Annotated in this window: 34 protein-coding genes and 1 CRISPR repeat array; of the genes, 1 reads left to right on the top strand and 33 read right to left on the bottom strand. The window is 49.2% G+C overall.

The genetic code is table 11. The features are described 5' to 3' along the window. Nucleotides 1-32: 32 nt before the first annotated feature. A CRISPR array of direct repeats spans nt 33-2,013; the repeat unit is 28 nt; unit sequence GGATCATCCCCGCATACGCGGGGTACAC. A 38-nt stretch (nt 2,014-2,051) separates the two neighbouring features. The 32 genes from cas2e to ACR0QW_RS06460 all read right to left on the bottom strand — a co-directional run bounded on the left by cas2e (nt 2,052) and on the right by ACR0QW_RS06460 (nt 25,874). Continuing rightward, the gene (gene cas2e / locus ACR0QW_RS06615; RefSeq protein ID WP_432642917.1) at nt 2,052-2,933 is read right to left on the bottom strand and encodes a type I-E CRISPR-associated endoribonuclease Cas2e; all 882 of its coding nucleotides are present in this window, start codon (nt 2,931-2,933) and stop codon (nt 2,052-2,054) included. Further along, nucleotides 2,930-3,880: a type I-E CRISPR-associated endonuclease Cas1e gene (gene cas1e / locus ACR0QW_RS06610; RefSeq protein WP_432642916.1), complete on the bottom strand. Its 951-nt coding sequence runs from the start codon at nt 3,878-3,880 to the stop codon at nt 2,930-2,932. The genes cas2e and cas1e overlap by 4 nt, the downstream gene beginning before the upstream one ends. Beyond that, nucleotides 3,877-4,521: a type I-E CRISPR-associated protein Cas6/Cse3/CasE gene (gene cas6e, locus ACR0QW_RS06605; protein WP_432642918.1), complete on the bottom strand. Its 645-nt coding sequence runs from the start codon at nt 4,519-4,521 to the stop codon at nt 3,877-3,879. Before cas6e ends, cas1e begins: the two co-directional genes overlap by 4 nt. 12 nt (nt 4,522-4,533) lie before the next feature. Continuing rightward, on the bottom strand, nt 4,534-5,211 hold the full coding sequence (gene cas5e / locus ACR0QW_RS06600; RefSeq protein WP_432642915.1) for a type I-E CRISPR-associated protein Cas5/CasD: 678 nt from the start codon (nt 5,209-5,211) through the stop codon (nt 4,534-4,536). Further along, nucleotides 5,208-6,275 (bottom strand): type I-E CRISPR-associated protein Cas7/Cse4/CasC, encoded by a 1,068-nt coding sequence (gene cas7e / locus ACR0QW_RS06595; RefSeq protein WP_432642914.1) that lies wholly within the window; start codon nt 6,273-6,275, stop codon nt 5,208-5,210. Before cas7e ends, cas5e begins: the two co-directional genes overlap by 4 nt. Beyond that, nucleotides 6,268-6,855 (bottom strand): type I-E CRISPR-associated protein Cse2/CasB, encoded by a 588-nt coding sequence (casB, locus tag ACR0QW_RS06590; protein WP_432642913.1) that lies wholly within the window; start codon nt 6,853-6,855, stop codon nt 6,268-6,270. The genes cas7e and casB overlap by 8 nt, the downstream gene beginning before the upstream one ends. Then, on the bottom strand, nt 6,852-8,498 hold the full coding sequence (gene casA / locus ACR0QW_RS06585) for a type I-E CRISPR-associated protein Cse1/CasA (protein WP_432642912.1): 1,647 nt from the start codon (nt 8,496-8,498) through the stop codon (nt 6,852-6,854). The genes casB and casA overlap by 4 nt, the downstream gene beginning before the upstream one ends. 2 nt (nt 8,499-8,500) lie before the next feature. After that, nucleotides 8,501-11,239 (bottom strand): CRISPR-associated helicase Cas3', encoded by a 2,739-nt coding sequence (gene cas3, locus ACR0QW_RS06580; protein WP_432642911.1) that lies wholly within the window; start codon nt 11,237-11,239, stop codon nt 8,501-8,503. 456 nt (nt 11,240-11,695) lie between these two features. Next, nucleotides 11,696-12,478, bottom strand: coding sequence for a hypothetical protein (locus ACR0QW_RS06575; protein WP_432642910.1), 783 nt, complete (start codon nt 12,476-12,478; stop codon nt 11,696-11,698). Nucleotides 12,479-12,487: 9 nt separating this feature from the next. After that, nucleotides 12,488-13,336, bottom strand: coding sequence for a phage minor head protein (locus ACR0QW_RS06570; RefSeq protein ID WP_432642909.1), 849 nt, complete (start codon nt 13,334-13,336; stop codon nt 12,488-12,490). Between the two features lie 88 nt (nt 13,337-13,424). Next, on the bottom strand, nt 13,425-13,748 hold the full coding sequence (locus tag ACR0QW_RS06565; protein ID WP_432642908.1) for a YjcQ family protein: 324 nt from the start codon (nt 13,746-13,748) through the stop codon (nt 13,425-13,427). Continuing rightward, entirely contained in the window at nt 13,745-13,948 is a 204-nt protein-coding gene (locus ACR0QW_RS06560; protein ID WP_432642907.1) for a CPCC family cysteine-rich protein, read from the bottom strand. Before ACR0QW_RS06560 ends, ACR0QW_RS06565 begins: the two co-directional genes overlap by 4 nt. Then, on the bottom strand, nt 13,932-15,896 hold the full coding sequence (locus tag ACR0QW_RS06555; protein ID WP_432642906.1) for a phage portal protein: 1,965 nt from the start codon (nt 15,894-15,896) through the stop codon (nt 13,932-13,934). The genes ACR0QW_RS06560 and ACR0QW_RS06555 overlap by 17 nt, the downstream gene beginning before the upstream one ends. Beyond that, the gene (locus ACR0QW_RS06550; protein WP_432642905.1) at nt 15,893-17,140 is read right to left on the bottom strand and encodes a PBSX family phage terminase large subunit; all 1,248 of its coding nucleotides are present in this window, start codon (nt 17,138-17,140) and stop codon (nt 15,893-15,895) included. The genes ACR0QW_RS06555 and ACR0QW_RS06550 overlap by 4 nt, the downstream gene beginning before the upstream one ends. Further along, nucleotides 17,140-17,577, bottom strand: a complete 438-nt coding sequence (locus ACR0QW_RS06545) for a helix-turn-helix domain-containing protein (RefSeq protein WP_432642904.1) — start codon at nt 17,575-17,577, stop codon at nt 17,140-17,142. The genes ACR0QW_RS06550 and ACR0QW_RS06545 overlap by 1 nt, the downstream gene beginning before the upstream one ends. A gap of 75 nt (nt 17,578-17,652) precedes the next feature. Further along, on the bottom strand, nt 17,653-17,961 hold the full coding sequence (locus ACR0QW_RS06540) for a hypothetical protein (protein WP_432642903.1): 309 nt from the start codon (nt 17,959-17,961) through the stop codon (nt 17,653-17,655). After that, a complete protein-coding gene (locus tag ACR0QW_RS06535; RefSeq protein ID WP_432642902.1) occupies nt 17,951-19,450 on the bottom strand; it encodes a hypothetical protein in 1,500 nt (499 codons plus the stop codon). Before ACR0QW_RS06535 ends, ACR0QW_RS06540 begins: the two co-directional genes overlap by 11 nt. Nucleotides 19,451-19,666: 216 nt before the next feature. Further along, nucleotides 19,667-20,206: a hypothetical protein gene (locus ACR0QW_RS06530; RefSeq protein ID WP_432642901.1), complete on the bottom strand. Its 540-nt coding sequence runs from the start codon at nt 20,204-20,206 to the stop codon at nt 19,667-19,669. 25 nt (nt 20,207-20,231) lie between these two features. Beyond that, nucleotides 20,232-20,684: a DUF3310 domain-containing protein gene (locus ACR0QW_RS06525; protein ID WP_432642900.1), complete on the bottom strand. Its 453-nt coding sequence runs from the start codon at nt 20,682-20,684 to the stop codon at nt 20,232-20,234. Continuing rightward, nucleotides 20,681-21,121, bottom strand: coding sequence for a RusA family crossover junction endodeoxyribonuclease (locus ACR0QW_RS06520; RefSeq protein ID WP_432642899.1), 441 nt, complete (start codon nt 21,119-21,121; stop codon nt 20,681-20,683). Before ACR0QW_RS06520 ends, ACR0QW_RS06525 begins: the two co-directional genes overlap by 4 nt. Further along, nucleotides 21,118-21,516 carry a hypothetical protein gene (locus ACR0QW_RS06515; RefSeq protein ID WP_432642898.1) on the bottom strand — a complete coding sequence of 133 codons (399 nt, stop codon included), beginning with the start codon at nt 21,514-21,516 and terminating at the stop codon, nt 21,118-21,120. Before ACR0QW_RS06515 ends, ACR0QW_RS06520 begins: the two co-directional genes overlap by 4 nt. A gap of 2 nt (nt 21,517-21,518) precedes the next feature. Beyond that, the gene (locus ACR0QW_RS06510; protein ID WP_432642897.1) at nt 21,519-21,716 is read right to left on the bottom strand and encodes a hypothetical protein; all 198 of its coding nucleotides are present in this window, start codon (nt 21,714-21,716) and stop codon (nt 21,519-21,521) included. Between the two features lie 9 nt (nt 21,717-21,725). Next, nucleotides 21,726-21,893, bottom strand: a complete 168-nt coding sequence (locus ACR0QW_RS06505; protein WP_432642896.1) for a hypothetical protein — start codon at nt 21,891-21,893, stop codon at nt 21,726-21,728. Continuing rightward, the gene (locus ACR0QW_RS06500) at nt 21,890-22,285 is read right to left on the bottom strand and encodes a YopX family protein (protein ID WP_432642895.1); all 396 of its coding nucleotides are present in this window, start codon (nt 22,283-22,285) and stop codon (nt 21,890-21,892) included. The genes ACR0QW_RS06505 and ACR0QW_RS06500 overlap by 4 nt, the downstream gene beginning before the upstream one ends. Next, a complete protein-coding gene (locus tag ACR0QW_RS06495; protein WP_432642894.1) occupies nt 22,282-22,539 on the bottom strand; it encodes a hypothetical protein in 258 nt (85 codons plus the stop codon). Before ACR0QW_RS06495 ends, ACR0QW_RS06500 begins: the two co-directional genes overlap by 4 nt. Further along, nucleotides 22,536-22,949 (bottom strand): HNH endonuclease, encoded by a 414-nt coding sequence (locus tag ACR0QW_RS06490; RefSeq protein ID WP_432642893.1) that lies wholly within the window; start codon nt 22,947-22,949, stop codon nt 22,536-22,538. Before ACR0QW_RS06490 ends, ACR0QW_RS06495 begins: the two co-directional genes overlap by 4 nt. After that, the gene (locus tag ACR0QW_RS06485; RefSeq protein ID WP_432642892.1) at nt 22,946-23,188 is read right to left on the bottom strand and encodes a hypothetical protein; all 243 of its coding nucleotides are present in this window, start codon (nt 23,186-23,188) and stop codon (nt 22,946-22,948) included. The genes ACR0QW_RS06490 and ACR0QW_RS06485 overlap by 4 nt, the downstream gene beginning before the upstream one ends. A 13-nt stretch (nt 23,189-23,201) precedes the next feature. Then, nucleotides 23,202-24,071, bottom strand: coding sequence for a hypothetical protein (locus tag ACR0QW_RS06480; protein WP_432642891.1), 870 nt, complete (start codon nt 24,069-24,071; stop codon nt 23,202-23,204). A gap of 32 nt (nt 24,072-24,103) precedes the next feature. Next, nucleotides 24,104-24,877 carry an ERF family protein gene (locus ACR0QW_RS06475; protein WP_432642890.1) on the bottom strand — a complete coding sequence of 258 codons (774 nt, stop codon included), beginning with the start codon at nt 24,875-24,877 and terminating at the stop codon, nt 24,104-24,106. Then, nucleotides 24,864-25,085, bottom strand: a complete 222-nt coding sequence (locus tag ACR0QW_RS06470) for a hypothetical protein (protein WP_432642889.1) — start codon at nt 25,083-25,085, stop codon at nt 24,864-24,866. The genes ACR0QW_RS06475 and ACR0QW_RS06470 overlap by 14 nt, the downstream gene beginning before the upstream one ends. An 87-nt stretch (nt 25,086-25,172) precedes the next feature. Continuing rightward, nucleotides 25,173-25,502: a hypothetical protein gene (locus tag ACR0QW_RS06465; protein ID WP_432642888.1), complete on the bottom strand. Its 330-nt coding sequence runs from the start codon at nt 25,500-25,502 to the stop codon at nt 25,173-25,175. An 81-nt stretch (nt 25,503-25,583) separates the two neighbouring features. After that, entirely contained in the window at nt 25,584-25,874 is a 291-nt protein-coding gene (locus ACR0QW_RS06460) for a LysM peptidoglycan-binding domain-containing protein (protein WP_432642887.1), read from the bottom strand. A gap of 66 nt (nt 25,875-25,940) precedes the next feature. Between ACR0QW_RS06460 and ACR0QW_RS06455 the strand changes: the two genes are divergently transcribed. Further along, the gene (locus tag ACR0QW_RS06455; protein WP_432642886.1) at nt 25,941-26,141 is read left to right on the top strand and encodes a hypothetical protein; all 201 of its coding nucleotides are present in this window, start codon (nt 25,941-25,943) and stop codon (nt 26,139-26,141) included. 177 nt (nt 26,142-26,318) lie between these two features. On the opposite strand, the gene ACR0QW_RS06450 is transcribed toward ACR0QW_RS06455, so the two are convergent. Then, nucleotides 26,319-26,543: hypothetical protein (locus tag ACR0QW_RS06450; RefSeq protein ID WP_432642885.1), on the bottom strand; the 225-nt coding region annotated here is incomplete at its 5' end.

Genomic DNA, 26,543 nt, shown 5'->3' with positions numbered 1-26,543 from the left:
GGTTAAAACAGCAGCAGGCGAACAGCAAAGAAGGATCATCCCCGCATACGCGGGGTACACAGCGAAACAACCTGGCAGCTCATTGCCGGGACAGGATCATCCCCGCATACGCGGGGTACACTGACGACCATCTGCGCGAGCATTGGCGGCGCGAGGATCATCCCCGCATACGCGGGGTACACGGTATAGTCGCCGTACTGAGTGTGCCGCCGGGAGGATCATCCCCGCATACGCGGGGTACACTTGGACGGGACGGAAAGATAAAGACCTGCCAGGGGATCATCCCCGCATACGCGGGGTACACAATTGCAAGATTGTACGACGAGGACGAGTGCTAGGATCATCCCCGCATACGCGGGGTACACGGACGGACCCGGGCAACCCGGGCAAGGAAGCTAGGATCATCCCCGCATACGCGGGGTACACATGTATGCGATAAATGCGGCAAGGAGTTTATCAGGATCATCCCCGCATACGCGGGGTACACTTTTTTCGGGATTTTTGCCCAATTCCAGCCCAATGGATCATCCCCGCATACGCGGGGTACACCTGCGACGTTGTCCCAGTTCCATCCCTTCACGAGGATCATCCCCGCATACGCGGGGTACACGCTGCTATGTTGAGCGCATCAACGTTGGCACGGGGATCATCCCCGCATACGCGGGGTACACAGTCAGGTCTACGATGGGGATGTCCAGGATGGAGGATCATCCCCGCATACGCGGGGTACACGAACCTGGGGAAATTCGTTCCGCTGTCGAAAAAGGATCATCCCCGCATACGCGGGGTACACCACCAGGGCCTTCCGGCGGTCTTCCGTTTTCAGGGATCATCCCCGCATACGCGGGGTACACTTTCGTGGCTCCCATTCCCGCCAGTAGAAGAGAGGATCATCCCCGCATACGCGGGGTACACTCATCCTGTGCGTCCAGCCACTCTGCGTAGTAAGGATCATCCCCGCATACGCGGGGTACACGAGCATACTTTACGGTCAGTAACGCAACAAGCAGGATCATCCCCGCATACGCGGGGTACACCGCTGTCGCCTAGATTCGTGACAACGGATGTAAGGATCATCCCCGCATACGCGGGGTACACGGGTCGTTCATGTAAATGGTTTTTTTCATGATAGGATCATCCCCGCATACGCGGGGTACACAAAACCCCGTGTATATTATGCACGGGGTTTAAAGGATCATCCCCGCATACGCGGGGTACACGCCATATCATGAGCGGCTCCACCCTGTGTATAGGGATCATCCCCGCATACGCGGGGTACACCTGCCCCCGAAATATCGGGGCGTGGCAAGGAAAGGATCATCCCCGCATACGCGGGGTACACCCTCCGCATTACGTGTTAGCGTATATCATGAAAGGATCATCCCCGCATACGCGGGGTACACCTTCCAACGTCAGGCCCAACTCCTTGCGCCGTAGGATCATCCCCGCATACGCGGGGTACACGTTGGGCCTGACGTTGGAAGAAGTTGCTCAACGGGATCATCCCCGCATACGCGGGGTACACCCCGGCAACGGGCAAGCGCAAGCGCGTTTCCCGGGATCATCCCCGCATACGCGGGGTACACAACGCCGCTTCGATTTCCTTGTAGCCCGCGTTAGGATCATCCCCGCATACGCGGGGTACACTCCAGGACGCGACGGAAAATTATAGCCTGGACAGGATCATCCCCGCATACGCGGGGTACACTTCTGATTACATCATTATTATACCACGAAAAAGGGATCATCCCCGCATACGCGGGGTACACGACAGACGCCCGCTGCCGTGCGGCAAAAAGTCGGGATCATCCCCGCATACGCGGGGTACACTTCTTTCTCTTTCATGGTTCATCCTCCTTTTAAGGATCATCCCCGCATACGCGGGGTACACCCGGGATTCGTCCAGAAAACGTTGCAGATCAGAGGATCATCCCCGCATACGCGGGGTACACTTGCCAAACGCCAGGGTAAAGCCGTCCGGGGTGGGATCATCCCCGCATACGCGGGGTACACACTAAAAAAATGCCCAAAATACGCCATTCTTTATGGCGTTACGATCCCATTTCATTTAACTTCAAAAACACCTGCTGTGTCAAGATACAATCTGTTAAAGCCCTGTGTTTCTGTTCATCCAGTCCAAAATGCTTTGCTAAGGTACTCAATTTATAATTGGGCATCCCCTGCATCTTTTTGCGTGCCATCTTCAATACATCAACACAAGGATTCTCCAGCATAGGCAAGTCACAAATTCCACAGGCCCGTACCAGAAAGCTCATATCAAACGGAACATTATAAAACAACAGCTGCTCCCCTTCTGTAAATTCCAGGAAATCAGTCAGACATTCTTTTAAAGGAGCTCCTTTTTGAATGATCATCTCTGTCGTGATTCCTGTAATCCGGGAAATTTCTGCTGGCACATTTCCTGTAATATGCACCATTTTTTCGTATTGATCGACTATTTCCCCCTTTCGAACTTTTACCGCCCCAAATTCAAGGATCTGATCCTGCAGAGAATCCAATCCTGTAGTTTCTAAATCTACTACCGTATAATTACGCAGTGCTTCAAGTCGATTCTGTCTGGCTGCCTTTTTTCTCAAAAAAATATGCAGTCCTGCATGGCTTCTGTTATGATTCTCTCGAAAATCATTTTCTTGCTTTCCAGGTAATGGATGAAGCATCAGCTTGATGCCATCCAGGTCTACCGGTTTCCAGGTAGAATTCCAGGTATAGAAATCCATGCCCTGTTCATTGGCTGCGTTAAAGACCATGGTAGCCTGCCCATCTTTGACATGCTGACAGATTCTTTTCCACAGTTTTTCCCGTACTCTGGCAGAGACACGTCCTACATAAACGCCTGTATTGACTTCACAGAGCCATTTTGTCAAATCGCCCCGCAGACTGGGAGGGCAGTTTGTGACTGTGACTACAATCATGATTTCTCTCCCGCTGCTTCATGATACTGTTTTCCGTTTGCCACTGTTCCCAGTCGGTTATCCCAGAGGTAAACAGCATCCCGGATACTTTCATCGTCAGTTGCAGTATCTTTTAACAACCACTGGATATCATGGACCATCCGTTCCAAAATATGACGTTTGACCAGTTCGTCCCTTACCCTATGCCGTACGACCTTTTCCAGATCATCTGTATTTTGCGCAGCCGTTTCAAATGCAACCGGTATGGTCACTTCTGCTTTATACAAGTCTGCAATATCATAAACAAAAGAGCAATCGTGACCGACATGGACAAAACCCAAACCGGGAGAACACCCCAGAGCCGCAATCACAGCATGCGCCAGGCCGTACAGACAGGTATGCCCCATGGATAAAGCTTTATTGACTGTATCACTGGCTTCAAAATTTTCCGGATCATATTCTCTTCCATTCCAGGGCACATTCCATTTTTTTGAACATTCCCGATAGACATTCCGGATACGACTGCCTTCCCGGCCACGAAGCTGCTGCAACGTCAACGTTGAAACATCTTCTTGAGGGAAGCGCAGCTGATACATCTTTCTTACTACATCCAAATGGAGCCGTTGATTGTTAACCCGTTTTGCCTGCTCCAGCAAAAGTCCTGCTCGATGGGTCAAGGATTGCCCGCTGGCGTAATATCGGACACCGTGCTCACCAGTCCAAATCACCGTTACGCCGGCATCACCGATCAGTTCCATGGCCCGATGAGAAACATCTGTACCAGGCCCCAGGATCAGCACCGAAATCGAAGCAGCCGGAAGGTAAATGATACCATCTTGATTCGTAACCGTGATAGCACCATCTCTCCGGTTGATCACCGCATGCTCCACATAAACGAAAGTCATGCGGTCACCAATCTGTGGAAGTGCACTCAACTCCGGCTGTTTGATGCCAGGGATGTCCGTCATTTGATTTCACCTGCGATGGTCATCATTCCCAGTCCATAAGCCTTTCCCCGGCCAATGCCTTCAATCAGCATCGTTCGGAACAGTTCCGGCTCCGTGACCTGCAGAACACCCTCAAAAGTTACAGCCAGCAATGATACCCTGTGTTTTGGGCCATAGGATTTTCGAAAGAAATAGGACCGATCTTGTACAACCTGAAATCCATTCTCTTCCAGGGAGAAGCCATGTTTTCTGCTTCTGTCCAGCAGCCACTTTTTCTGGTATTCCGGAGTAACATGCGGATAGACTTTTCCTCTTTTTCTCTGGATATCTTCACTTTCCAGCACGCTATGGGTCGGAAAAGCCACCAGTCGGAAATGCCAGCGACTATTTTGGGTGATTTTCTCCAGAAACCCATCATACTCTTTGGTTTCCCAGCCATTTTCTTCCTGCGGATAACCGAACTGTTCCACCGCATGCTGTAACATGGGTTTCTGTTCACTGATCAAAAGAAGGTATATCTTACCTCCCAACGTATCAATTCGCCAGAGTTTTCGACCAGATTCCCCAGAAAAAGCATGTTCAATGGTTCCATGGAACAGATTGGGATCGGCCAGGGCAATCATCGTTTTCCGTTTTGAAGGATCCAATCTCATCCTTGACATATACATTTGTAATCACCCCAATTCTCCAAACGCATCATGTTCTGTTTCCTGCTTCCCGGAAAATTCTACATAGCCGCCTTCTTTGATATACCGATACTGATATTCTCGCCGTTCCGGACTGAAAGATACAGGTACATCTCTCAGCCGATGGAGTACCGCCGTAGTGTCCCTTTCGCTTTCCAATACCAGCCGGAGTTTCCCAGAAAGACGTTTCTGTCTCCATTCCTGTGCCAGCCAGGGTTCCTTCTCCAAAGCTTCCTGAAGGGAAGAATCCCGGATGCCTAGTACCAGCGGATAAGAAGGCGGACAAGACCTGCGCCCCAGGAAAAGAGGATAAACTGGATGAAACAATGCTTCTTCCAGCTTGCTTAAGAAAGCATCATCAAAATGAAATAGACCAACCAGAAAAATAGCATCTGATAAATAATACCGCCGAGTCATATCTGATTGTTTTTTTCCATGGACCATCTGAAAGTCATCCAGTTCGATACCTTCCTGATCTACTCTCACCCCTATTTCGAGTTTTTTTAAATCATCAATCGTATCATCGCGTTTTCTGCCCAATGCTGCTGCAAGCATCCCCAGAATACCACTTTTGGTTGGAATAGAATATGTCCGTCGATTGTTGAACTTGGAATCGTCTCCCCAGGATTGCAACGGAGCAGCAAGCCGTAACAGGAGTGTACTCATTTTTCATTCTCCAGCTTTCCCTGCAGATAGTTTTCCAGGCTGTTCAAAACAGTTGGAACTGCAGCCGTTTCAACTAATTCATGGCAGCCATCTCCCATGCCAAAGGCTTTTTCCGGTGCATTGTCATATTGCTGATACAGTTTTTCTGTATACGCAGCAAAAGATTTTTCAGAAGCCCTGATATACCCTTCCTGGCCGGCCTGGACCGGTTTTTCGAAAGCCCCGCACAGATTCACAGGTTGATCCTGCCGTACCGCGATATAGATATCATTGGGCAGCGTCCGATTGGCAAAAGTATTCTCCTTACCGGTAGGCATACTGTAAATGAATGCTTCCACAAATTTCCGTACAGCCTTTGCCGTTTCCGTACCAGCTGATTTTGCCAGTTCATTTACGTTTACTGTAGCAAAACGATACAATGTAGCTGAATTGAATTCCACAGTGCCCAAATGCCCGGCACCGGCATTATCTTCACTGGAGCAATCGTCCACAGCTGTAAAATAATCGTATTCATTATGGACAGTATGGGTAGAAATGCTGTGAGCCACCTGTACTGTTGCGTCATAGTTCAGCGAAGGATCACTGGCCGCCATACGTCCGAACATAGCCATATCAACAGAAGGATGTTCCTGCAAAGCTGCCTTATACTTTTTCTTGTCGGTTTCTCCATCAATTGCAAGCTGTACCAGAGCCTGGATTTGTCCTTCACTGATAAAGAATAAAGCATCCGTCCCTTTGGATGCATCTTTGATTTTCAAGCCAGCATCCGTCAATGTCTTAATAGCCATTTTTTCTGCTTTTTCAGCAGTCAGTTCAGGCGAAGCTTTGGTAATGGCAGCTTCGACCAGTTCAACAATATGTTTCGTGCGTTTGCCCAACTGCTCTGCCGGAAAAATCGTTTCAAAATATTGTCGGATAGCATGTTTCCAGGCCTGCGATGAAACCCGGGCACGAGTCGTCCCCCCATAGACAGCCGTTTTCGGGCTCCCCGTATCATCCCGGTTCACACAGCTGGGCGGTACCGTTTGCAAGACATGGATATCCACATACAGATTTTTAGTCATGATTTTCCTCCTTGTTGTCCTGTTCCTTCACATAATAATATTCCCGTCCCCATTTCAAGCGGACAGTATTCTGATAATCCACAAGCTGATAATTATAAAGATCACCAGCCAGATTCACATAATCCAAAGGTATGCCATTTGCGCGCAAAAGTTCGATAATACTCCTCAGATGTTGCGCCAATTCCACCATATCGGAAGAAGTAGCCATTTGATTAAAACGACGAAGGGTGCGTTCCTCTGCGCCCTGATCTCCAGCAGGAACCAGATTGTGGATTGCCTTTCCTAAGGACTTTCCAGGCTGATTCATAGATTGTCCCTGTCCCTGCTGATGCAGGGCATAGAGAGTCAAAGACGTATATACAGCCCATTCACCCCGAGAAGGAGATTTCCCTTTCCCCTGCAATTCTTCCGGCATGTTTTCCAGCAACATACCCCACAAAGAAGGTAATTCACCTGGCTGCTTACCTATTCCGCGGCGCAGCAGGGCTAATTCGGCCCTGCCCTGGTTTTTCTCCAGACTATGCTGCAAAAGTTCCACTTTTTGTTTAACATATTTCCGTACCAATTCTGTTTGATTCACTTTTCTTCACCCACTTTCGGATAAATTTTAAAGAGGTTACCACGAAACAGAAAATCAGCTTTTGGGAGAGAATAAAACTGTTTATTATCTTCCTTACCAGTACTTCTCCCCAGATAAGCCTGCATACTGGCATCTTTTTCAGCCTGATACGCAATTTCCAGAGCAATATTCCGTGCGATACATTCCCACTCCTCATATAATTTTTTCACAGCATCCGGATTCTGGAGCACAGGGCCATGGAATCGCAACAGCCACATACGAAAAGGCGCATCAATCTTCTGATAAAAGATTTCATTTCCTTTGCTTGTCTTTTTTTCTATATCACCACCTCCGGCAATTTCCAAATCGTTCAATAGCCAATTGACAGCGTTAGCTGCTTGTTGACACTTTTCAATCTGATGATTGATTTCATCCTGGATGGTATATTCTTTCTCATCCAGTAAACTAGAATAGATCGTCAAGGTATCGCTGCTAAAATCATTGATAAAGAAATCTTTATCTCCATATTGCAGAGCAATGGTTTTTAAATGAATTGGCTCGTCTTCGTCAAAGACTTTGTTATCAAGGAGCCGGATCCATCTGACTACACCCGGTAAATGACGATTGGTACTGGAATCTGCAGTAGCGACAAAGTAATTGCCAAAATCCCGCCACATCTGTTTTCCCAATATATTCCGCTGGGGATGGAAGAAATTTTTCTTTAAGTCTTTGGGCTGGTTCCAGACAGTCATTTGTTCATTAAAAGCACCATCTTGACCATTATTGCTGAAGAAATCTCCTCCCAAAAGATAGTATCCAAGTACATATCCCTGATTCCGTTTCAGCAATAATCTTCGAGATTGCAGTGTCAGTAATCCCGCTAAATTATCAGGGACAGGGATTGCTGTCCGTTCATCTGGTTTTGGAAGATGCTCCCAATTAGGACAAGCTTCTTCACTCCATTTCTGAGTTCCATCTTTCAAGAAAGTGCAATTAAGTAAAATCGTTTCAAATAGATTTTTCCCGACACCCTGAATCATTCCCAATTTACCAACCCAACCGGCCCCTGGAGAAGGCAAACCCTTTTGCTTGGGCTTAGCTGATGTATCATCAAAAGCATTCACGAATAACAGCCATCTGGCCGCTTCCCCATAAGGTACCAATCTTTTTTTCAACCCGCTGCGGTTGGCAAAAAGGCGGATTTTATTGCTGCTTTCCGAAATATCCCCAATAAGTTTTGCTGCTTCGTATTCGGTTCCCCTTTGGGCCTGAGGCACCTGCCCAAAAGGCCGTACCGGGTCAAACAGCCAGAATTCATCATGGTGATCCTTAAAATAATCCAGCACCGGTTTCTCCGGGAATTTCCTGTTATCCCACAAGGCTTTCCAACGACGAGTGGCCTCATCCTGTGCATCATTTTGATCATCAATCGCCACCAAATCATCTTTTTCTCCATTTTCATCCACACGAGAAAAAATCGTATAGGCAACAGCAATCAGCAAACGCAATATGGCAAAGTTCTGAAGGGCATTCTCTCCTCCCAAATCCATATAATCCTGACCATGAAGCATAACATCCTGTAAAGAAAGTGTATCCACCTGCAAGTCAGGCCGCAGCACCTTAATCCAGGGTTCTTCCAACAGATTGAATTCGCGTTCTTCCATTCTTATTTCTCCTTCTCACAGTGCAGACCTAGAAATGGATCATATCGAATCGTATATCCAGCCAATTCCGCATTTCCCTCCTGATTGAAAACCAAGAACAATTCACCGGACAGAATGGGATTTTTAAGCCACAGGGGTACCCACTGTTTTGTAATTTTTTCCAGCTCCTTGACTACATGCTCCCCAAATGTTCCTTTGCCCATAAAAGCCGGGAGGCGGACCTTCTGCCGATAGATTTGACGTGCTTCATCATTGCTGGGCTTTGAATCTCCACAGAATTCCACCTGTTGGGTAGCCATATCCACAAACACACCTGGTTCCCTGCTCTGCTGGATCAGGATGACTTCTATACTTTCTCCTCCATCTCGTACACTGGCTTCCAGCTGCTTTTCATTGAGAGCCGGTGTAGCATCCAGCCAGCCTTCCAGTGTATTCCAGTTTTGATTGCGTTTGGATTTTCTGGGCAAGCCCAAACAATGAGTCTGCGCCGCCTGCTCCTTCTCTTTCAAAATTTGTTGGTATTGAGCCAGTGCTTTCTTTTCTTTCTCTGGAGATATAACAAACCCCTCATCATAGACATTTTGCACATACTCCGAAATATCCAGCGGCAATGAAAATTGCTCCGGAAGTAACTCTCTGGTACGCAGCAACAGATATTCTCCATATACTGCTTTAGTTCCTTCTTCCAATCCATCTGCAGGGTCCGCACCCATTACCAGACAAGTCGGTGTTTGCAACTTGACTGGCCGATTTCTTGTATGACGATGCAATCGGCCAATCCGCTGGAAAAGCAGATCCATAGGGCATAAATCTGTGAACAGCAGATCCAAGTCGATATCCAGTGATTGTTCCATGACCTGGGTACCGATTACGATGAAATGATTCCGTTGCTTTTGGGATTTCTTACCGATTCGTTCCAGCAGTTTATGCTCAATAGCAGCTTTCTGTTCCATGGTAAATCCTGCATGGAACACCATAATTTCATCCTCTGTCAGCTTTTGTTTCAGCTCCATAGCCAACTGCTGGGCTCTTCTAACTGTATTGACAATGATTCCGGCGCAGCCTCCATCAGAGAGTCGATCCTGTAAAATCTGGACGATATCATCATCATGGATTTTTTGAATCTGTATCTTTTGTTCAGGCGTATCCAGAAGGATTTTCATTTGTCTTACATCAAGGCCATCTGTCCAGGTTAATAATGGATAGTCTTTACTGAACATCCAGGGTTCTTTTTTATCATTTTCTACTTCAACACGCAACCCCATATAGGAACGGATCATAGCCGTTCTTTTTGCATAGGGCAGCGTTGCAGATAATAAAATAACCGGTACTCCATAGGCCCCCAGCCAGTTCAAAGCTCTATATAAGAACTGGTTCATATAGGCGTCATAGGCATGACATTCATCCACAATGACCACTTTCCCTGCCAGGCCCAGGTGGCGCAGCATCACATGTTTCTGTTTCAAGGCAGCCATCAGCAATTGATCCACTGTCCCGATGACGAAGTCAGCCAGCAGTGCCTGTTTTCTCCCTTCGAACCAGGGATGGACCAATACGCCTTCGTTCTCATCATCTTCATCAATGGTTGCGCTACCATGGAACAGGGACTGATAGTCATCATTCATCTCCGCGGCCCCATGGGCCAACCTGATGCCCAGGATGGTCTGCTCAGCATCTGCTTCTTTCGAAGCCCAATTCTCAATTCTGGGAAAGATTCCATTGGAAGTAGCCTGAGTCGGAAGGCCAAAGAACAATCCACCACACTCATTTCTGCTGCCCAACAAATCAGCCCCGGCCAGAGCAGCTTCTGTTTTTCCCACACCCATCTGGGCTTCCAGGATAAAAATTCCCGGCTTGATGGAACTGGTTATCGCAGAAACGACTGCCTTCTGGACTGCATTGGGCAAGAAGCCGAATTTTTTCTGAAACTGCCCGTCGGACATGGTAAAATTGTCCGGACTCCAAATATCTGGCAAGTCCAAATCCTGCAGCCCCCGTTCAACCCGGCCTGGATAATCTTCTTCCTCACCTGTAGAAGAAACCGGGATTAGAGGAAAGTATGTTTCATTACTGGCAATCCAGTCCGCCATAATCAGGAACCCGGTAAGAAGGACTTGTCCCGGCATGGATAATACGGGAATATCTGCAATGGAAATTTCTGCCATTGTCAAAGCCTGATGGATGAAATCCTCACGAAGCTCTTTCCAGGTTTCACCAGTTCCCTGTTCAATACTATCATAATAGTTCACAGCTGTCGTGGAAAAAGGAGAAATTTGATTATCCACCCAGTGCCGATTCTCTAACGAATGAGGCCTGCCATGATGGGCGCCAATCATGGTTGCAAAGCTTAATGGAAAACCATGTTTTGAGAGTACCGCTTCTCCCATCAATGCATGAGGAGAACGGGACCGGTTGGGAAAAGTATGATAGGATGAAATGGGAAGTCCATATTGTTCCAGTCGATTAGCTACAGTTTCATCCATGTGCTGCAAAATCATACTGGAGAATGCTGGAGCACTTTTCCCGAGATCATGTAGAGCTCCTAATAAAATTGCTAAATTGCCGAGATTTTCTTCATCATCCGGTATGATCGCTCTTTTGGTCGCTTCTGGAAGCCAGGCATCAACCAGATACTCCATCACATAGGCAGTATCCCTCAAATGCATCCATAACGGCAGCCAAAGCCCTTGATCTTCTCGATTTGCTTTTGCCGGCACACATTGTAACAAAAACGGATTCATGACTCACGACCTTTCCCCAATTCGATTCACCATATTATATTATCATATTTTTTAATTTAGTTCGATAGTTTCGTTGTATTCAGTATGTATCAACACAGTCTTTGCCGAGTTGTTAAGTTTTTTCTGACCACAACTTTATTATAACAACTTATGTGTGTAAATTGCAGGACAATAAAGATTGACGCAAGAAAAATCGGTAAAAATCAGAAACCACCACATAACAACAAAGAAGGAACTCTCCTGCAGATGTATATTTTGCTATTTTGTTTCTTCTTCACAAATTCTATCTGCAAATTCTTCTATTTTATTGCATAGCCACCCGGTTCCCCGGCGAACGTTCTGGACCACCCCTTTGGTGTAGAAAGAGTAGTTAGAAGCGTCCAATCCTTCTGGGGTCCTGGTCAGGTGGGGAGAAATCTTAGACCCATAAAATGCACGCATGAGCCCCACCTCCTATTAATCCCATAGAAGTTCATTCCTGTTTGCAGCTTTGCTGTCCTCTAGCTCTTTCATGGCTTCTTTCCACTGGCCGTTGATGACTTTTTCCAGCGCTTTCTTGCCAGCTGCTGCCATCTCATAGTTGTGCTTATTAGCTTCATGTTCGGCCACCAGATAGGCGTGAGCCTGCGGATATTTTTTATAAGCTGCTTCAAAATCATATTTCGGTTCCGGGCCGACGCCTTTTCCACTGGCACCTCGTTCAATGCTGGCTGTCAGCCTAGCCTGCCAGAGAGCATGAGCTTCCCGGGCTGCTTTGATTTCCTTCAGCCCAGGGATGGCATCGATTTTAGCCTGGCGCTTCGCAATGCGATCAGTTTCGGCATCTTTCTTGGCCTTGATGGCCGCCAGGATTTTGTCCCTGTTAGCTTTGATCTCACGGATTTCAGAGGCGTTCAGACTTGCTCTGGTAAAAACGCGCATCTTCCCGTTATGCATCACAGCCTGAAGATGATACTTCTGGATCATATCATCAATTTTTTGCTTAGAGGCATCATCTTTGGGATTCGAAACAAATTCATGTTTCTGTTTCCCCGCCCACGCCTTCCCGTTAAATCGTCCTCCTGCCCCGCCGTCGATTTTACCTTCTGTGAGATGGACTTTTGATCCATTGATTGTCCGCCAGTTTTTGGGATCCCGGTCCTTTGGGTAGGTTTTATCGATTGTCAGACGGGAGATCTTTAAACCCAGAACGGCGAGTTTCATAGCAGCAATTTTCATTTTCAATTTATCTGTATCCATTCCATCACCTTATACCTTGATTCCGCTGAGAGCTGTAAATGCTTTCCGGCCGATACGGGTAATCCTCCCGTTCATGTATATCCTTGCGGGAAATGTGATTTCGTCCAGGTCTACTATGGGCTCCGGATAACACCGGCAGTTCGGGCAGCAGCCTGCATGGTAATGGCCCAGGGTGTTCTTCCGCCTGCTTCCATCTGCGTTCAGAACCGGGAAAAGGTCTTCCGGTGCCGGAGGATCGTCCCAATTTACCAGTACCCCTTCCATCTTTTCGTGGCTGTGCCGGGTTCTGGCATCTCCTACCGCCCGCCATACATACCAGCTGACTCCATATCGCTCTGCCCGCTGCCGGGTCAGATTCGTGCTTGTTATAGACACCTGGGTGCGGGCGATCAGCTCAGCCCTGGCCCGGGTTTTGTCGGGAAACATCTTCTTGATTTCTTCCGCTATGTCACTTGCCCGGCGCCCCTTCAGGGACTCCCTGGCCGTGTAACCAGCCACCTCATGCCCAATATCATGGGGCAGGGTTACGATCCGGTATGTAGTGTCGTCGATAAGTTCCCTCAGTCTTTCTCCGGCTGGCCCCTGCAGCTCTTTCCGCAGAGCCTGGTAAATGATACGGCCCTTGCTGTTGGCGGCTGCTGCCTGACGCCAAGTATGGCCTTGGTCACTAAAAAGGCCCGTGACCATTTTCATGGCCGCGGACCTGCACAGTTTTTCGTATTCTTTTGACTGGGAGATGCTTTCCAGGATCTGCTGGATTTCGTAGGCATCCTCCGTGGTCCCGACCTCCCGGATGATTTTCCGGGCCAGGACAAGGAGTTGCCGCCGAAAGGCAGCTTCAATTCTGTACTTTGGCATCCACAAGGGCTTATACTTTCCCATTGCGTTCACCTTTGAGTAACAAAAAAACGCCCTCGAAAGGACGGTTAAAAATCAGTTGTTCAATTTACAGACCAGGGATGCTTTCTTTTATCCCTTTAGCCAGCCTGTGGGCTCTCTGCATCAAGCTGTTTTCCTGCAGATAGGCCAGCCCATCCAAGGTGATTGCGGGGTGGCTCAGGCTGACTATGCAATGGCCATCAGCGGCCACATCCACGGCTATACCTTCAATATACCCCTTCTGCGCCATCATCCTGAGCAAGTGGGCCCATTTGTTCGGGGTAATTCCTAGTGTTTCCGGGGAAATCATCCTCTGGTCGAATTCATCACAGTCCATCCCAGCTCTGAGAGCGGTTAAAATCCTGTAAATGGCTTTGAATTCATCAATCAATAAATCTCCCTGCCCTCTTTCCAGGCCTTTTTGGCTTCATTGAGGGACATGGTATTGGCACCACCAGGGAAATCAGGATCTTCCGCCTGTACAGGATCGTCTTCCCATCCACAAACACTACAAATATCATAGAGCTGATTTCCTTCTACAACCCCTTTACCACAACAAAGGCACTTGTGGTACTTACTCTCTTCCTCCATGTTCCAAGTCTCCTTTCTTCATTTTCTCGTAATACTCTAACCTCTGTTTCGGTCGAAAATATGTATAAATTCCACGATCCGGGCGGCCTTTAACAAATTCGTTCTTTTTTACATCATACCTTATTAAAATATTGTTTTTATCAACGTGCCCCAGTATGCCTTTCCCGGTTCCAGATTGAAGCAGCTTCATTCCTCTTTGGATATACTCTTCGTTAGTTATGTTGCCGAATTCTGCAAGATGTTTATCTATGTGTTCTTCTTTTAATTTCTGATTCATGAATCCATGTTTAATAAATTTATTTGGTCCGCTTGGATCCACGACCACTTTATCACGTTTGCTGTTCTTTAGCAACTCTTTACTTCCACTGCTTTTAGAGAATTGCCCTCTATTTTTCGGATTCCCACCTCTTGAGTGCTTGCTTTCTTCCCATGCATCAGTCGTTCTTTGCAGCCCGTTTTTCTGTACAAGTTCTCCCTGCCCATGAGGTTTATCGTGTCCCTCGTTTTCTCCCTTCTCAGGGCTTCCTACGTTCCCCTCTGAACTATCGAACATGCCGCCCATACCAGGCATACCCTCGTTAGGGTCCTGGATGGTGTCGTCGGCCTTCTCGATGTCTTCGTCGGTGATGTTGGTCCACATGCCGGTAATCTCGCTCTGGCTGCGAAGCTCTTTGAGGGCGGTGCGCTGGCTGATCAGTCCGGCCTGGAAGGCTTTAGTCACACTGTCCGTGTTCTTACTGGCCAGATCGCTCATTTCGTCTTCATTGGGACGCCGGACCGCATTAAAGTCGAAATCCAAATCGTCCGGTACTGCCCCCAGGGTGCTCATGCACATGATTGGAAGGAGCTTGTCATAGATTGGCCGAAGCTCGCTTTCCTGCTTCTCCTCGATGGTGTCATAGTAGTTCTGCATGTCGCTCTCCCCGGTGGCGTTCATCCCGGCTGGAGAGCGGCCAAAGAGCTTCGTGACCGGGGTTTCGGCGGCCCCAGCCACGTCCATCATGAAGCGGTCGTAGGTGTCAGCGATCCCTCCGAAAGTGTACTGGTGAGTTTCGAAACTGTCATTTTCACCCAGGATCTGCATGCTGGAATTGTTCATCATGGCGTTCATGCCTTGAACCACATTATAGAGATCCTGCTGGGCCTGTGGGCTTCCTGTGGCCAGGATTTGGGACATGCCTTCCATCTTCATGACCCGGAGGTTGGCCATAAATGTCAGCATGGCGATGTTCCAGCTCACGTTGTCCCGCTTCCGCAGTTCATCGATCACGTGCTCCAGTTCGGACGCACCCCAGTAGGTTTCGGCCAGCTGCTCGATATAGGGAAGTGGCCGCCCCATGAACCGGATGATCCGGCTGTGGTGTACCTTGACCCCAATGTCCAGGCTGTCAGAGCTTACCCGGTAAAAATTGGGCAACCCGAACTCCGGGTCATCCAGGTCGTTGACCAGGTCCATCTCCGGCGTGATGCCACTCCAGCGATCCAGAACCAGGAGGCCCTTGTAATCCCCTGGCATGATGCTGTCCAGGTCCAAAGGCTGATCCAGTTCGTCGTACTGGCCCTTGATCATGATCAGAGCACCGGCGCCCCCATAGAGGCGGCCCAGCTTCATCCCGTCGAGGATTTTGGCTGTGGTCCGGGTCCTTTTTTCCGTCTTCTGGATTTTCTGGATGGCGTCAGGAGCCATCTGGGACAGGATCTTATAGCCGTTCTTGACCATATCCGCAGGGATGGTATCGATGATCCGGCGGACGATCCAGTGGGACCGATACAAGCTGTTGATGGTCTGCCAGTCCCAGGTAAACCGGGTGAGCGGGTACTGGGTTGCTTCCAGGGCATTCGGCATAAATGCCCCGGTCCTGGTGAGTGGATTCTGGAAACTATCCCTGGTATGGACGGCCCGGGCGTCCGTCTTTTGCCTTTTTCTTTCTTTGAATTTTTTCTTCATGCCCGCAACCTCCATTTCGGAATCATAGTCTTACAGTAATAGCGCAGCGCATCCATTGCGTGGTCCATGGTCTTCAGGGGCTTTTCTTCCCCGTTTTTTGCGGCTTTTTCGTCCCAGACATACGCCTGGAACTCCTCGATGGTGTGCTTGCACCTCCGGTTGATGTGAAGGCGTCCCTGACTCAGCAGCATGGCCACCACACGGATACCATCGTTGACGGAGTTGTCTGCCTCCTTCATCCGGAGTCCTTTACCCTGGCATACCAGCTTGAAGCTGGCGGCCGACGGGTCCAGGATGCAGAAGTCCGGCCGCTCTCCGTCCACGAAATCCATCAAGTCTTCCCCGTACTGAGAGTCCGTCTTTTGCCGCTGCATGGCCCTGGCGTCCCAGTAGTACTCATCATCCACCCAGATGTCCGTACCGTCGTCCAGGATTTTCAAGAATACCATGGGGTTCTTGGTCCCATAGTCCATGGACACAAAAAGGCGGCACCGGCTGCGATCCCTGGGAGTCAAATCGTCGGTGTCGTACTGGTTTTCCTCGCTGAACATGTCGTAGATGATACCTTCTGCGAGGACCCACTGGCCCAGGATCATCCGGCGGAACCACATACCGGAGTAGGAATTCCTGATATTGGTCTTGTACTCCTCCGGAAGGTTGGGATTGTCGTCCAGCTCAAAGTGAATATCCCTTACGATACCCTCCTGGCGCTTTCTTTCGTCGGTAATATATTCCTTGTACAGATAGTGCATGGGGCTGTCGGGGTTGGTGGTCCCGTAGAGCCGGGCTCCCTTTACAGACAAACGGTTGAGGAGCTGCTTAAAAAATCGCTCCGGCATCAGGGTGAGTTCATCGCAGTAGGCCCCAGCCAGGGTCTTCCCACGGATATACTTTTCAGAGCCTTCATCTTTGGCCCCTACGACCTTTACCCGGCGGGAATGAAAGCCCGCAGCGTCCGTCCAGAATATATCCAGGTCACCAGATTGCCGGTTGTACTTATAGTGGCTATCTCCCAGGGTATCGAACAAATCGTTCAGGACGTTGTCGTACACTGTATCCTTGCTGACCCCGCTCATGAGCAGCAGCCCCGGCGGCCCGATCATAATGTAGTTGATCCACTTGGGAATCATGGCCACGGTCTTTCCGCTTCTTACGCTGCCTTCCAGGATGGTGATAAAGGCATCTTCCTGAGGTGGCGTAGCGATAAAATTTAAAGCCTTACTCCCCCACTTCCCAAACTCCATTACTTCTCCTCACCCTTCTTACGCTCTCTGGCAGCATCCTGCAGGCTCTTTACCAGCTGCTGCATGGGAGATGGACCTTCTGGCTCAACATTGCCCATGTCAGTCGCTCCCCGTTGCTCTCTCCATTTCTGGGGCTGCCGATTCTTCAGCCAGAAAATGATGGCCGTGATGTTTGGCGGATGCCACTTTCCCTCCGCATCTACATAGCCAATCGCCAACCGGAAAAGGGAGCTTTCCACCTTGTAGTCCGCAGATTCCTTACTTACCTTTAGGGCCTCCGAAATCTCCGGATGCCGTTTCTTCCATTCGTACAAAGTTGATGGAGAAATTTCCATCTTCTTTGCTAGTTGTTCGTCCGTCAGCCCGTCCCTGGCCCAGCCCTGCAAAAGGGTCAGGCCGTCGGGTTCAAGCCAGCGGCCGTATTTTCCTTTTGCCATGGGTTTCACCTCGGCTGATTTTAGGCATGAAAAAACCGCCTCGTTATCGAAGCGGTTTTCTTGATATAACTCTTTTTAGTAAACTCTACCATCGTTCGGATAATCATCGTAAGCTTTTTCGTAACCAGGAATATCGCCCGGAGTACCTCCATCGATGACTGCAGCCAACACACGGATTTTCAAATCCAGATTTTTCCTATTCGTAGAGCTGATGAAACTTTCCGGGCAGTAATCCCCTACGCACTGTAACTCTGCAATTTCTTTCATTTCTTCGATGACCTCTTGCTTTGCCTTGGTAGATCCGCCATTGGCTCTTACGTAGGAAACGTACACATCACTGTCTTTTTCAAACCCCAGATTGCGCAGTCCGCTTTTATTTGCCATTTTTACTCACCTCTGCAATCTCTTTAAGAACCTGATCCAGCTGTTTTGCAACCTCCGGCTTGTCTTTGGCGAACATAGCGGCAAGTTTGGGTGCTTGCATCCTTAAAACACCCCAGTTTGCCGTCATTTCCAATGCGGCATTTTCAGGATCTCCTTTGTAATAGCTCACGCCATGCCCACATCGAGTCCCAAGTTTTAAAGTATCGTTAGTATATACTTTCCCGTCAGAAAGGGCGTCGTAAATATCGCACAAGGCTCCCCAACGGCCGTCCTCCCCTTCCAGACCCCCTTCTGTATATTTTCTTACTAAAGCAGCCTGTTTGTGTTTGATTGTCTTGGCTTTGCTGGTAAACTTGTACCAGTCAATCTCTCCGCTTCTATATTTTTCCCTGACCTCATTAATTTCATCTAGAGTTTCCTTATAAGCCCTTTTTCTAGCATCGCTGGCCAGCTTAGTAGTTCGTGTAGAGCAGTCTTTTAGAAAATTCTGCACTTCGTTTCCCGGATAATAATTCGTTTTTGCATTGTTTATGGCATTTTCCAGTCCACTGTGATGAGCAGAGTAGAACCCTTTTCCTCTCCCAGCACACCAATCCGCCATGTGCATATTTTCGTGGAAGAAGGTCTGCATTTTTCTTGCTTTTAAACTATCTGGGTCGCTGTCTTTAGCAGCCCGCGGATAATTTATTTCCATCGGAGTCGGCCCGATTCCATGGGGACAGAAATACCCGCCTTTTTTATGAATAACTCTGAGAGCTTTTGTTCCTCTTTGTAGCTTCCCAAGGTTTGCATAAATAGTACTTGCCGTAGAGTCTGCTTGCGCAAGCCCTTGAATGTAAGCGATCACTCTTTTCGTGTTTGTGTTTTCTCCCCTTGCGGAAAATGCTGCAGGGAAGTCGAAGATTTTAGGTTTCCCCGTTTGCTGATTCATTGTCCCGCTTCCATCAGGAGGTATAGTCGCTTTCGTTGCGATATTTTGTGGTGGAGTGGCGGGCTGTTTCGGTTTCAGGTCTTTCAGCAAAGATTTATGGTAAGCCATAAGGGCCCGATTTGAAATTTTGCCCTGGAATGCTTCCGTGATTTTCTGATTAATCTCTTTTTGCCGCCATTCAGGTACTTCGCAGCTTTTTCTTAAACCGGTCAGAGCGTTTGCAGTCTTCGCGATTCGATGCCGCTGTTCTTTCGTAGGGACATTTCTCCATTGAGAAGATAACGGCACATCCTCGGGCGCTGACCTTGGCCCAATGTACCGATGTGCCCCTGCCAGTGGATTTCGATTATGACGTCCCGTCCACGTATTCCCTCTGAATTTCCCACCAGCACCGGAAACAATCTTTCCATTCTGTACCAGTACATGGCTGCCATTGATAGTGCGCCAGTTTTCAGGGTTCTTCTCTGTACCATCATTATACCATTTATCCATAGTAAAACGCAGCAGCTGAAGTCGCGCTTTCGCTAATTTTAGTTTAATTCTGTTCCATTTATCCATAGGCGTTTCCTTGTCTTACGTACTTGCTGGAGTTACAACGGGGCAAAGAAAAAGGACCCATTTCCGGGTCCTTTTCCCTCTCTGGTTGAACGTGTGTAGGGAGGTTTTGATAATGGTGATCGGGTAATCGGTTCGGCGACCACGCTACTAATATATCACGATTCCCAGGGAAAAAACGCTCGAAAACTGCTTGAAAAGTGTCACAAAAGTGCTAGTCTACTTTTTTCTCGACTTATCCACAGACATGAAAATCTGGCCGCCGGGAAGAAATAGCGAGCCTTGTTCCGGCGCTGCTTTGGGCCCGAAGTACATGCCGGTCAGGCGCTTTATGGCCTTGCGAAAAATGGCCCTGCAGGCGCTCTCACTCAGGTTGACTCGCATGGCCACAGAGCTCCACTGTTCTCCCTGGATGCTACGGTGCTCCACGATTTCCCTTTGAATCCCGCTCAACTGGTCCAGAAATCTTTCCATGCTCTCTACTACCGGATGATACTTCAGGTACTCATCTTCCATCCGGAGCAACATCGCTTCATTATTTTCCTTCCTGATGCACGCTGCTTCCTCGGGGCTGGGTTTTACCCATCCGCCGGATCCACCACCATCGTACCCAAAGCGTGTAGTCTTCGGGACAGCGTCGAGCTGCATCTTTGCCCGCAGATCTACCATCCGGCTGCGGAGGTTTTCCGTATAGGCCTTCCAGTCTCTGTGATTCCGCAGATATGATTTGATGATTTTTTCGTAGTCGTTATTATACATTGGTCCTCCTCCCTACTTGCGATCTCTACTCCTTCGGCTTGCCGTAGCCGTAGAGGTATTCTCGGAGCATCTTCAAGCACTGAATGGCCTTGTCCAGGTCCTGGGCGCCGTTTTTCATGGGATACCTGTAAAGGTATTTGACCACGCACCCGATCAGGTAGGCTACCCTCCCTGTTGCTTTTGCGGTCATGATGTCGACGGCTTTGATGGCTTCTGTGCCCCGGAATGTGTAGTGCAGCGGTTTCTTGATAACGTCATTCTCTTCTGCTTCATCGGATTTCTTTTCTTTGAAGGGATCGATGACGATGTATAGCCCGCCACCTGGTACATCCGGACTACTCTGAATCCTGATGACCTCAGTGTTTCTGAAATAGTGCAGGTCGGTTTCCAGGACGATCTTGTCATTCATATCAGCTCTGAACACAGTATAGCCGCATTCCTTTGGAATGATTTTCAGTACATCTCTTAAAAGAATCATTTCCGTTTCCTCTTTTCCCTGAAGTCCGGGTGCAGCCCATACAGGGTACTTTCTTCTTTATCCAGCGTTGTCACAATGATTTCCGCCCGTGGGTGCAGCTTGTCAATCCCTGCGATACGTGTCCCGTTAAAATCCTCGATGTACCCATCGTTGGCCAGAATACCAGCATCCTGGAGGATGTCAGCCGTGGCCTGTACCAGACCCATCAAATCCGGCCAGCTCGACCCGTTTGGCATATAGTACTCTACCTTCAGGGATACTGGAGTGGCGATCGGCTCCATAGCGCCGGTCTGGATTTTAAGCTGCCACAGGGCAGTGTTTTCATACGCCGTGAACTGTGGGGAGGGGAGGAGCCTGCTGCGGCCCCTCACCCTCACATAACGGCTGGAGTTCTTCTTCGTGATCGGTCTGCCCGTGATCAGGTATCTTTTCTTCATTTCCCCTCTCCTTTTACTTGCTGCTCCTGGATTTCCCTTACCCAGCGCCGCATTTTCTCCTCTTGCTGCCGAGTCGGAAAGAAGAAACTCCCAAAACTATTTCTAGCCCTCAGAGCAGCTACCACGACATTTACGTCTGACCGTTCTTCCTCCACGCTGTCCAATGCATCACTCATGATGCTTTTTAAGCTCTCGTCGTCCATGCGACATGGGTTGTTGTTCAGCCCTTCCGCCCTGATCAGCTTGCTTGCGCACTTTGATACTTTCCCGGCCGCAATGGCCAGTTCTGCCGCTTCTTCTGCCAATTGCTCCAGCAGTTCACGGCGGGTAAGATGTTCATTGACAACATCTACCATATCTTCAAACTCCATGTTTTTTGGGTCTTGATATTTCATTCCTATCTTTCCTCCACTTCGATGTAGGTATATGCCCAGTCGATCCCGCCGATCCGGGGGCAGGCATAGGTGACTTCATCGCCCCAGAATGGCTCAAGCTCCTTGCTCTCCGGATAGGCAGCAATCTCTCTCCCATCAGGGAGATGAACCAAAACCTCTTCGCTGCTTTCAAATGGCTCCAAAAATATTCCCAGTGTCATCGGCTCCTCCTATCGTACCAGCGGGCAAAAGCCCACGTCCGCAATCTTCTCCCCTGCCCGGCTGCAGGTCATGTACTCCCACAGCCGGACAAAGGGGCTATACTCCCGGGGCCGGGACCAGGGACATTCAGCACAATGCTGCAGACTTTTTTGCTCGTTATCTGCTTTCTTAGTCATTCTTCATTCTCTTCTTTCCACGGGGCTTTCCCCAGATGCTCATCCTCGTACTCTGTTCCGACTACCACTATCTCTGCGGTGGCCACTTCATTTTCCAGGGTATCGCCGATTGCGTAGTCGTCTGGGGCTACCACGCCCCATTGTCCGGCATCTTCGTCCCACACCACCAGGAACAGCTCTTCGTCATCGACCACGATATAATCGCCTTCGTAGATGTCTCCGGCCGTTTTCGTACTAAAGCCCGTATACTGGCCTACGGACTGAGGGTCTACTGGCCAATCCCAGTGGCTGGTCCTCTCCACAATCTTCGTGGTATTTCCGTCCTGTATCAGATCTCCATACACCCAGTCTTTCTTTCCATAGCTCCAGCCACGGAATCTTATCTCTCTCATTTCTTATCACACTCTTCCCGCTTTTCCTTGCGCATCTCGTACCGGGCCCGTACCAGATCCCGCCGCTTGCCCTTCAGTGCTGTCAATTGCTTATCCAGCCGATAGAGCGCCTTTTCCGTAACGTCCAGAGCATCGCAGTCTTTTCCCATCAGCCTGGCATACTGTTCGGCTGCCAGTGCTGAAATTTTTTCCGCCTCTACCCCGATGTCCATCAGGGCCGCCCGGGCATTGATCACTGTCGTTATCTTGCTCATTTTTCGTCGCACTCCTCTTGCTCAAAGTAGAAAAAGATTTTCCTCTTTTCGTGTTTTTCCACCAGCCCGTACTTTTCCGCCAGGCGGAACTGGAAGGTTTTCGTCGCATTCGGTAGCAGGGTATCCCTCAGCCGCTCCCGGAAGGACTCCAGACTCCCGCCGCTCTTGTAAAAGTTGCACATCCGGCAGGCCGGCATGAGGTTTTCCATCTGGTTCAGTTCATCGGCAGATTTGCTCTTGTCCCCATGGCCCCAGTTGTAGTTTGGGTCATTGAGATTATAGGGATCCACATGATCCACCTGCATGTCTTTGTAGGCCAGCTCGCAACCACAGTAGGCGCAGTGGCCGCCGTACTTCTCATACACGGCCAGACGCTGCTTTTTACTCAGCCGTTTCCGTGCTGGCATCATAGCTTCTCTCCCTGCTGGCTCTCCACCGACTGCACCAGCTCCCGGATATAGTCCTGGTACTGCTGGATGGTCTGATCCTTCCGGTGGTTCTCTTCTTCCAGGGCTTCCGCCTTACTTGCCTGGTACTCCAGGCGCTGGTTTTCTTCTTCCAGCTTTGCGATATACTCTTCGTCCTTGTCAAGATCACGCTGCAGCTGGTCGATCTGGTATCCCATATCGCTCTCACAGTCAAACATCATGCCGTTTTCCTCCTTATCCATCCTTACAATCGCACTCCACCATGGTGTGCCCGTCAGCCGCCAGGTAATAGCCCTCTCCGTGGCATCGCGGGCAATCAGCTTTCGGGTACCTCTTCTTGTCCGGGATATGATCAATCGGGTAAAAGCCGGTCCACCCCTTGCGGGTAGACTGCTCCACGATCGTCCGCTGCATGGCCACGTCACCAGACAGGCGTTGCAGGTCGTCAAGGTTGCGCCGCAGCATGGCAGCGGTTAATGGCTTTCCCTTCTCCTTCCGCATTGCCGCCCATTGACCCAGCGCTACCCGCAGACCATGGTTGGCCGTAAAATCCCACACCAGCCTTTCCAGCCCCATACCCTCCAAAGCCCTGCCCTGCCCGTTACTGTTACCATCCGGGGAAAACGTGTCCCTGAGTACACGGCTCCCGTCGTTGGGGGTAGGGGGGTAGTTTTGTTTTGTTTGGTTTAGTTTAGGTATGTGCCCGGATTGTGGTCCAGGTTGTGGTTCAGTTTGTGATTCAGTTTGTGATCCATATTGAACCACAAATTCTTTTTTATCTATTTGTGGTTCGGTTTGTGGTTCATATTGAACCACACCAGAAAACGGGACGATCTGGTATACAGCACTCTGATTGCCTTTACGAGAGAAGAACTTGATTCTGCCCATCTGTGACAGCTGATTGCGCGCTCGCTGAAAAGAAGATTTAGATAAGCCCGATCTTGCGCATAAAAGGTTGGCCGAAGCGTTGAACTCCGATTTCCACCCGGCTTTACTTGCCGTGTACATCAATGCGTGCCAGAGCGACATGGCGTCAGCCTTGATGCCGGAAGTTTCGGACCAGCTATAAAATGCGTTGATCTCATAAATCCAGTTTAGTTGCATACCTGATCACCCCCTTTCTCGGTCTATGTCCATTACGCCTTGTGCCAGTTCAGGTCCGGCCCTTGCTGGTATCCCTCTTTGAGTAGGAATTTGGCAAGTTCCTTATAGGCTAGGCGGAATGTATAAGTCTGCATTTCCTTAAGGCTATTCACCTTGTAGTATTTAGCCATACGCTCAGGGCTCCGGCCTAGGTACTGACACATCGCTTCCAGGCCGTTGATCTGACTTTCGTTTGGCTTGTCCTTTACCTCCGGAATCCGGTAGGGCAATTCTGTTTCTGCAGCTTTATCGTCTTTTGCATCCGGATCCGGAGTCGGCCTACTGCTGTTTTCCTTCCTAGGCTGCTGATCCTGCTGCCGGGTATGCTGTCTGGTATTCTTAACCTGCTGTTGCTCTGACTGGCTGCCTGCGTTGCCGTCATCGTCCTTTTCCCAGGAGAGCCCCAGGAAAGCGCTGATATCATAGCGTCTAATATATGTTTGCGAGGATCCACTGCTCTGAGGATCCGTCCCTTTGGCAATCGTAAATTGCCCTGAGCTCTCGATAAATTCTCCACTCACGTGGCTCAACCGGGTCCGGCACCAGACTTTCAGTTTCCCGTTCTCCGTGAGCTCTGTCGTAATGTCCTGGTTGATGAACAGCCCATGTTTATTGGCCACCGGCTTGACTGCAGCCATAAGTTCATTCAACTCCACGTACTTGCTCTTAAAGAACGGATTGTCGCTTGATTTTCTCGGGTCTTGTACTTCCGATTGAAACGCCACCAGAGCCGGGGCGATGTTTTTCATTGATTCACTTGTTTTCATTCTTTTTTCTCCCCTTTCCAAACTCACGTTGTACCTTGTCCCACGCTTCGTCCAGCAGCTTTTCCCTGGCCCGACCCAACTGCCCATGGTACTTGCTATGGTACTGGACCCGGGGCCCCATGGACGCCGTGTGGAGCTCCCACTCCCAGCGGTCTTCTGCTGATCCGTATAGTCTGATATAAGCCACTTTATCGGGGTTATACCGCATTGTCTTTATCCTTTCTCACGTGGTATAATGAGGGGGTGATTTCAATCCCCATTTTTGGCTACCGGTACTGCAATACCGGTAGTTTTTTTATGCTTTTTTGACGACTCTGCAATAATGTGCAAGGATGGCCAGCCCAGGCAGCATTTTCATTGCTTTTTTCAGTGCCATATAGTAAATGCCTTGCAATTTTTTATCTTCCAGAGCATCATAAACTCCGACGATGGTAGTGCACACACAGACCATCAACGGTTTTGCCGTCCCGAAGACCTGAAATGTAAAAGGTCTTGCATCCTTTGCATTTGCCAGGGCAATGATACCCGCATACCCTTTACTCCTGCATTGCTCTGCCAGCGCTTTGGCCTGTGCCTCAATCACCGGATCCATTTTTTTGTCCATGGTTTTATTCAAGTTTTCCATGATTCACGCCCTCCCTTAATTCTCATATTTTGGCCCGTCGGCCGTTTCCGCTTTATCTGCTTGTTTCATTTTTAATCCTCCTTATTTCTTCACTCTGATCAGCAGCACTTTCCCAGGCTGCAGGGTCCCCGGGGCCGTGATGTCGTTGTCAACCCGGCAGCGGTCGATGACGTCCTGCAGGTCCTCCCGCCCATACGGCAGGTCACCGCAGATATCCCACAGCGTTTGGCCGGGGGCCACACGCCGGGAATAGCTGGTGTAACTGGCCGGCTGGGTCGTTTCGGCCACAGCCTGTACAGCGTGGCTTGCAATTACCAGAGCCCCAAGGGCCAGAGCAATGGCCACAGCTCTTACTTTCCATTCTGTTTTCATACTTTTTTCCTTTCTGCGTTTCATCCTCCTTCTGATATAATGTGTAACGAAAGGAGGTGAATTATCATGAAATACATTTATGCTTGTCTGTGCGGTAATTGGATAAATCTCACAGCAGAACATGCTACCGTAGATGATGGTAAGGATGTAAATACATGGTGGGAAGATGAAGGATCCACAATGTTCAAATATACTTACCTGAATATCCAATACAAAGGCAAAAACTATCGCATTCATCCAAGTTTTATCCAGGTCGTTACTGAATAAACGTCATAGCAAACAACTTTTTAATGGATTCACTGGAAAGGTCGTCAAGTGTCAGCTTGATGGCCTTTCTTTCATACTGCCGGTCGATGATTTCACGGATTTTTAACCATTCCCCCCGCAGTTAATCCATCGACCAATCTCTGTATCAACATGAGCTTTTCTTCATATTTCATACTTTCACCTCCCCGTTGTTTGCATAAGATTGGTTTTTTCAATGCGGTTAAAATCGTCCAGTGCAAGGCTCAGCCTCTGCCGGAACAGGGCCTTGAGCCCATTGTTTTCCTCACGGAGCTGCTGATTTTCGGCCAGCAGCTTCTGGTAGTCACGTCTCCGGACTCCATCTTCCTGTTCCTCTGCGGCGTCCAGGATTGCCTTTCGGTTGAACCGGACGCCACGGAGTTT

Origin of the sequence: Acidaminococcus sp. (genome assembly GCF_050873445.1) — a bacterium.
In the GTDB taxonomy this organism is placed as follows: domain Bacteria; phylum Bacillota; class Negativicutes; order Acidaminococcales; family Acidaminococcaceae; genus Acidaminococcus.
The sequence above is the reverse complement of the archived record's forward strand: the minus strand, read 5'-3'. Positions and strand labels throughout refer to the sequence as shown.

Coding starts and splice junctions, on each gene's coding strand:
- cas2e (WP_432642917.1), bottom strand. CDS start 2,933: ATGATTGTAGTCACAGTCACAAACTGCCCTCCCAGTCTGCGGGGCGAT.
- cas1e (WP_432642916.1), bottom strand. CDS start 3,880: ATGACGGACATCCCTGGCATCAAACAGCCGGAGTTGAGTGCACTTCCA.
- cas6e (WP_432642918.1), bottom strand. CDS start 4,521: ATGTCAAGGATGAGATTGGATCCTTCAAAACGGAAAACGATGATTGCC.
- cas5e (WP_432642915.1), bottom strand. CDS start 5,211: ATGAGTACACTCCTGTTACGGCTTGCTGCTCCGTTGCAATCCTGGGGA.
- cas7e (WP_432642914.1), bottom strand. CDS start 6,275: ATGACTAAAAATCTGTATGTGGATATCCATGTCTTGCAAACGGTACCG.
- casA (WP_432642912.1), bottom strand. CDS start 8,498: ATGGAAGAACGCGAATTCAATCTGTTGGAAGAACCCTGGATTAAGGTG.
- cas3 (WP_432642911.1), bottom strand. CDS start 11,239: ATGAATCCGTTTTTGTTACAATGTGTGCCGGCAAAAGCAAATCGAGAA.
- ACR0QW_RS06575 (WP_432642910.1), bottom strand. CDS start 12,478: ATGGATACAGATAAATTGAAAATGAAAATTGCTGCTATGAAACTCGCC.
- ACR0QW_RS06570 (WP_432642909.1), bottom strand. CDS start 13,336: ATGCCAAAGTACAGAATTGAAGCTGCCTTTCGGCGGCAACTCCTTGTC.
- ACR0QW_RS06560 (WP_432642907.1), bottom strand. CDS start 13,948: ATGGAGGAAGAGAGTAAGTACCACAAGTGCCTTTGTTGTGGTAAAGGG.
- ACR0QW_RS06555 (WP_432642906.1), bottom strand. CDS start 15,896: ATGAAGAAAAAATTCAAAGAAAGAAAAAGGCAAAAGACGGACGCCCGG.
- ACR0QW_RS06550 (WP_432642905.1), bottom strand. CDS start 17,140: ATGGAGTTTGGGAAGTGGGGGAGTAAGGCTTTAAATTTTATCGCTACG.
- ACR0QW_RS06545 (WP_432642904.1), bottom strand. CDS start 17,577: ATGGCAAAAGGAAAATACGGCCGCTGGCTTGAACCCGACGGCCTGACC.
- ACR0QW_RS06540 (WP_432642903.1), bottom strand. CDS start 17,961: ATGGCAAATAAAAGCGGACTGCGCAATCTGGGGTTTGAAAAAGACAGT.
- ACR0QW_RS06535 (WP_432642902.1), bottom strand. CDS start 19,450: ATGGATAAATGGAACAGAATTAAACTAAAATTAGCGAAAGCGCGACTT.
- ACR0QW_RS06530 (WP_432642901.1), bottom strand. CDS start 20,206: ATGTATAATAACGACTACGAAAAAATCATCAAATCATATCTGCGGAAT.
- ACR0QW_RS06525 (WP_432642900.1), bottom strand. CDS start 20,684: ATGATTCTTTTAAGAGATGTACTGAAAATCATTCCAAAGGAATGCGGC.
- ACR0QW_RS06520 (WP_432642899.1), bottom strand. CDS start 21,121: ATGAAGAAAAGATACCTGATCACGGGCAGACCGATCACGAAGAAGAAC.
- ACR0QW_RS06515 (WP_432642898.1), bottom strand. CDS start 21,516: ATGAAATATCAAGACCCAAAAAACATGGAGTTTGAAGATATGGTAGAT.
- ACR0QW_RS06510 (WP_432642897.1), bottom strand. CDS start 21,716: ATGACACTGGGAATATTTTTGGAGCCATTTGAAAGCAGCGAAGAGGTT.
- ACR0QW_RS06505 (WP_432642896.1), bottom strand. CDS start 21,893: ATGACTAAGAAAGCAGATAACGAGCAAAAAAGTCTGCAGCATTGTGCT.
- ACR0QW_RS06500 (WP_432642895.1), bottom strand. CDS start 22,285: ATGAGAGAGATAAGATTCCGTGGCTGGAGCTATGGAAAGAAAGACTGG.
- ACR0QW_RS06495 (WP_432642894.1), bottom strand. CDS start 22,539: ATGAGCAAGATAACGACAGTGATCAATGCCCGGGCGGCCCTGATGGAC.
- ACR0QW_RS06490 (WP_432642893.1), bottom strand. CDS start 22,949: ATGATGCCAGCACGGAAACGGCTGAGTAAAAAGCAGCGTCTGGCCGTG.
- ACR0QW_RS06485 (WP_432642892.1), bottom strand. CDS start 23,188: ATGATGTTTGACTGTGAGAGCGATATGGGATACCAGATCGACCAGCTG.
- ACR0QW_RS06480 (WP_432642891.1), bottom strand. CDS start 24,071: ATGCAACTAAACTGGATTTATGAGATCAACGCATTTTATAGCTGGTCC.
- ACR0QW_RS06475 (WP_432642890.1), bottom strand. CDS start 24,877: ATGAAAACAAGTGAATCAATGAAAAACATCGCCCCGGCTCTGGTGGCG.
- ACR0QW_RS06470 (WP_432642889.1), bottom strand. CDS start 25,085: ATGCGGTATAACCCCGATAAAGTGGCTTATATCAGACTATACGGATCA.
- ACR0QW_RS06465 (WP_432642888.1), bottom strand. CDS start 25,502: ATGGAAAACTTGAATAAAACCATGGACAAAAAAATGGATCCGGTGATT.
- ACR0QW_RS06460 (WP_432642887.1), bottom strand. CDS start 25,874: ATGAAAACAGAATGGAAAGTAAGAGCTGTGGCCATTGCTCTGGCCCTT.
- ACR0QW_RS06455 (WP_432642886.1), top strand. CDS start 25,941: ATGAAATACATTTATGCTTGTCTGTGCGGTAATTGGATAAATCTCACA.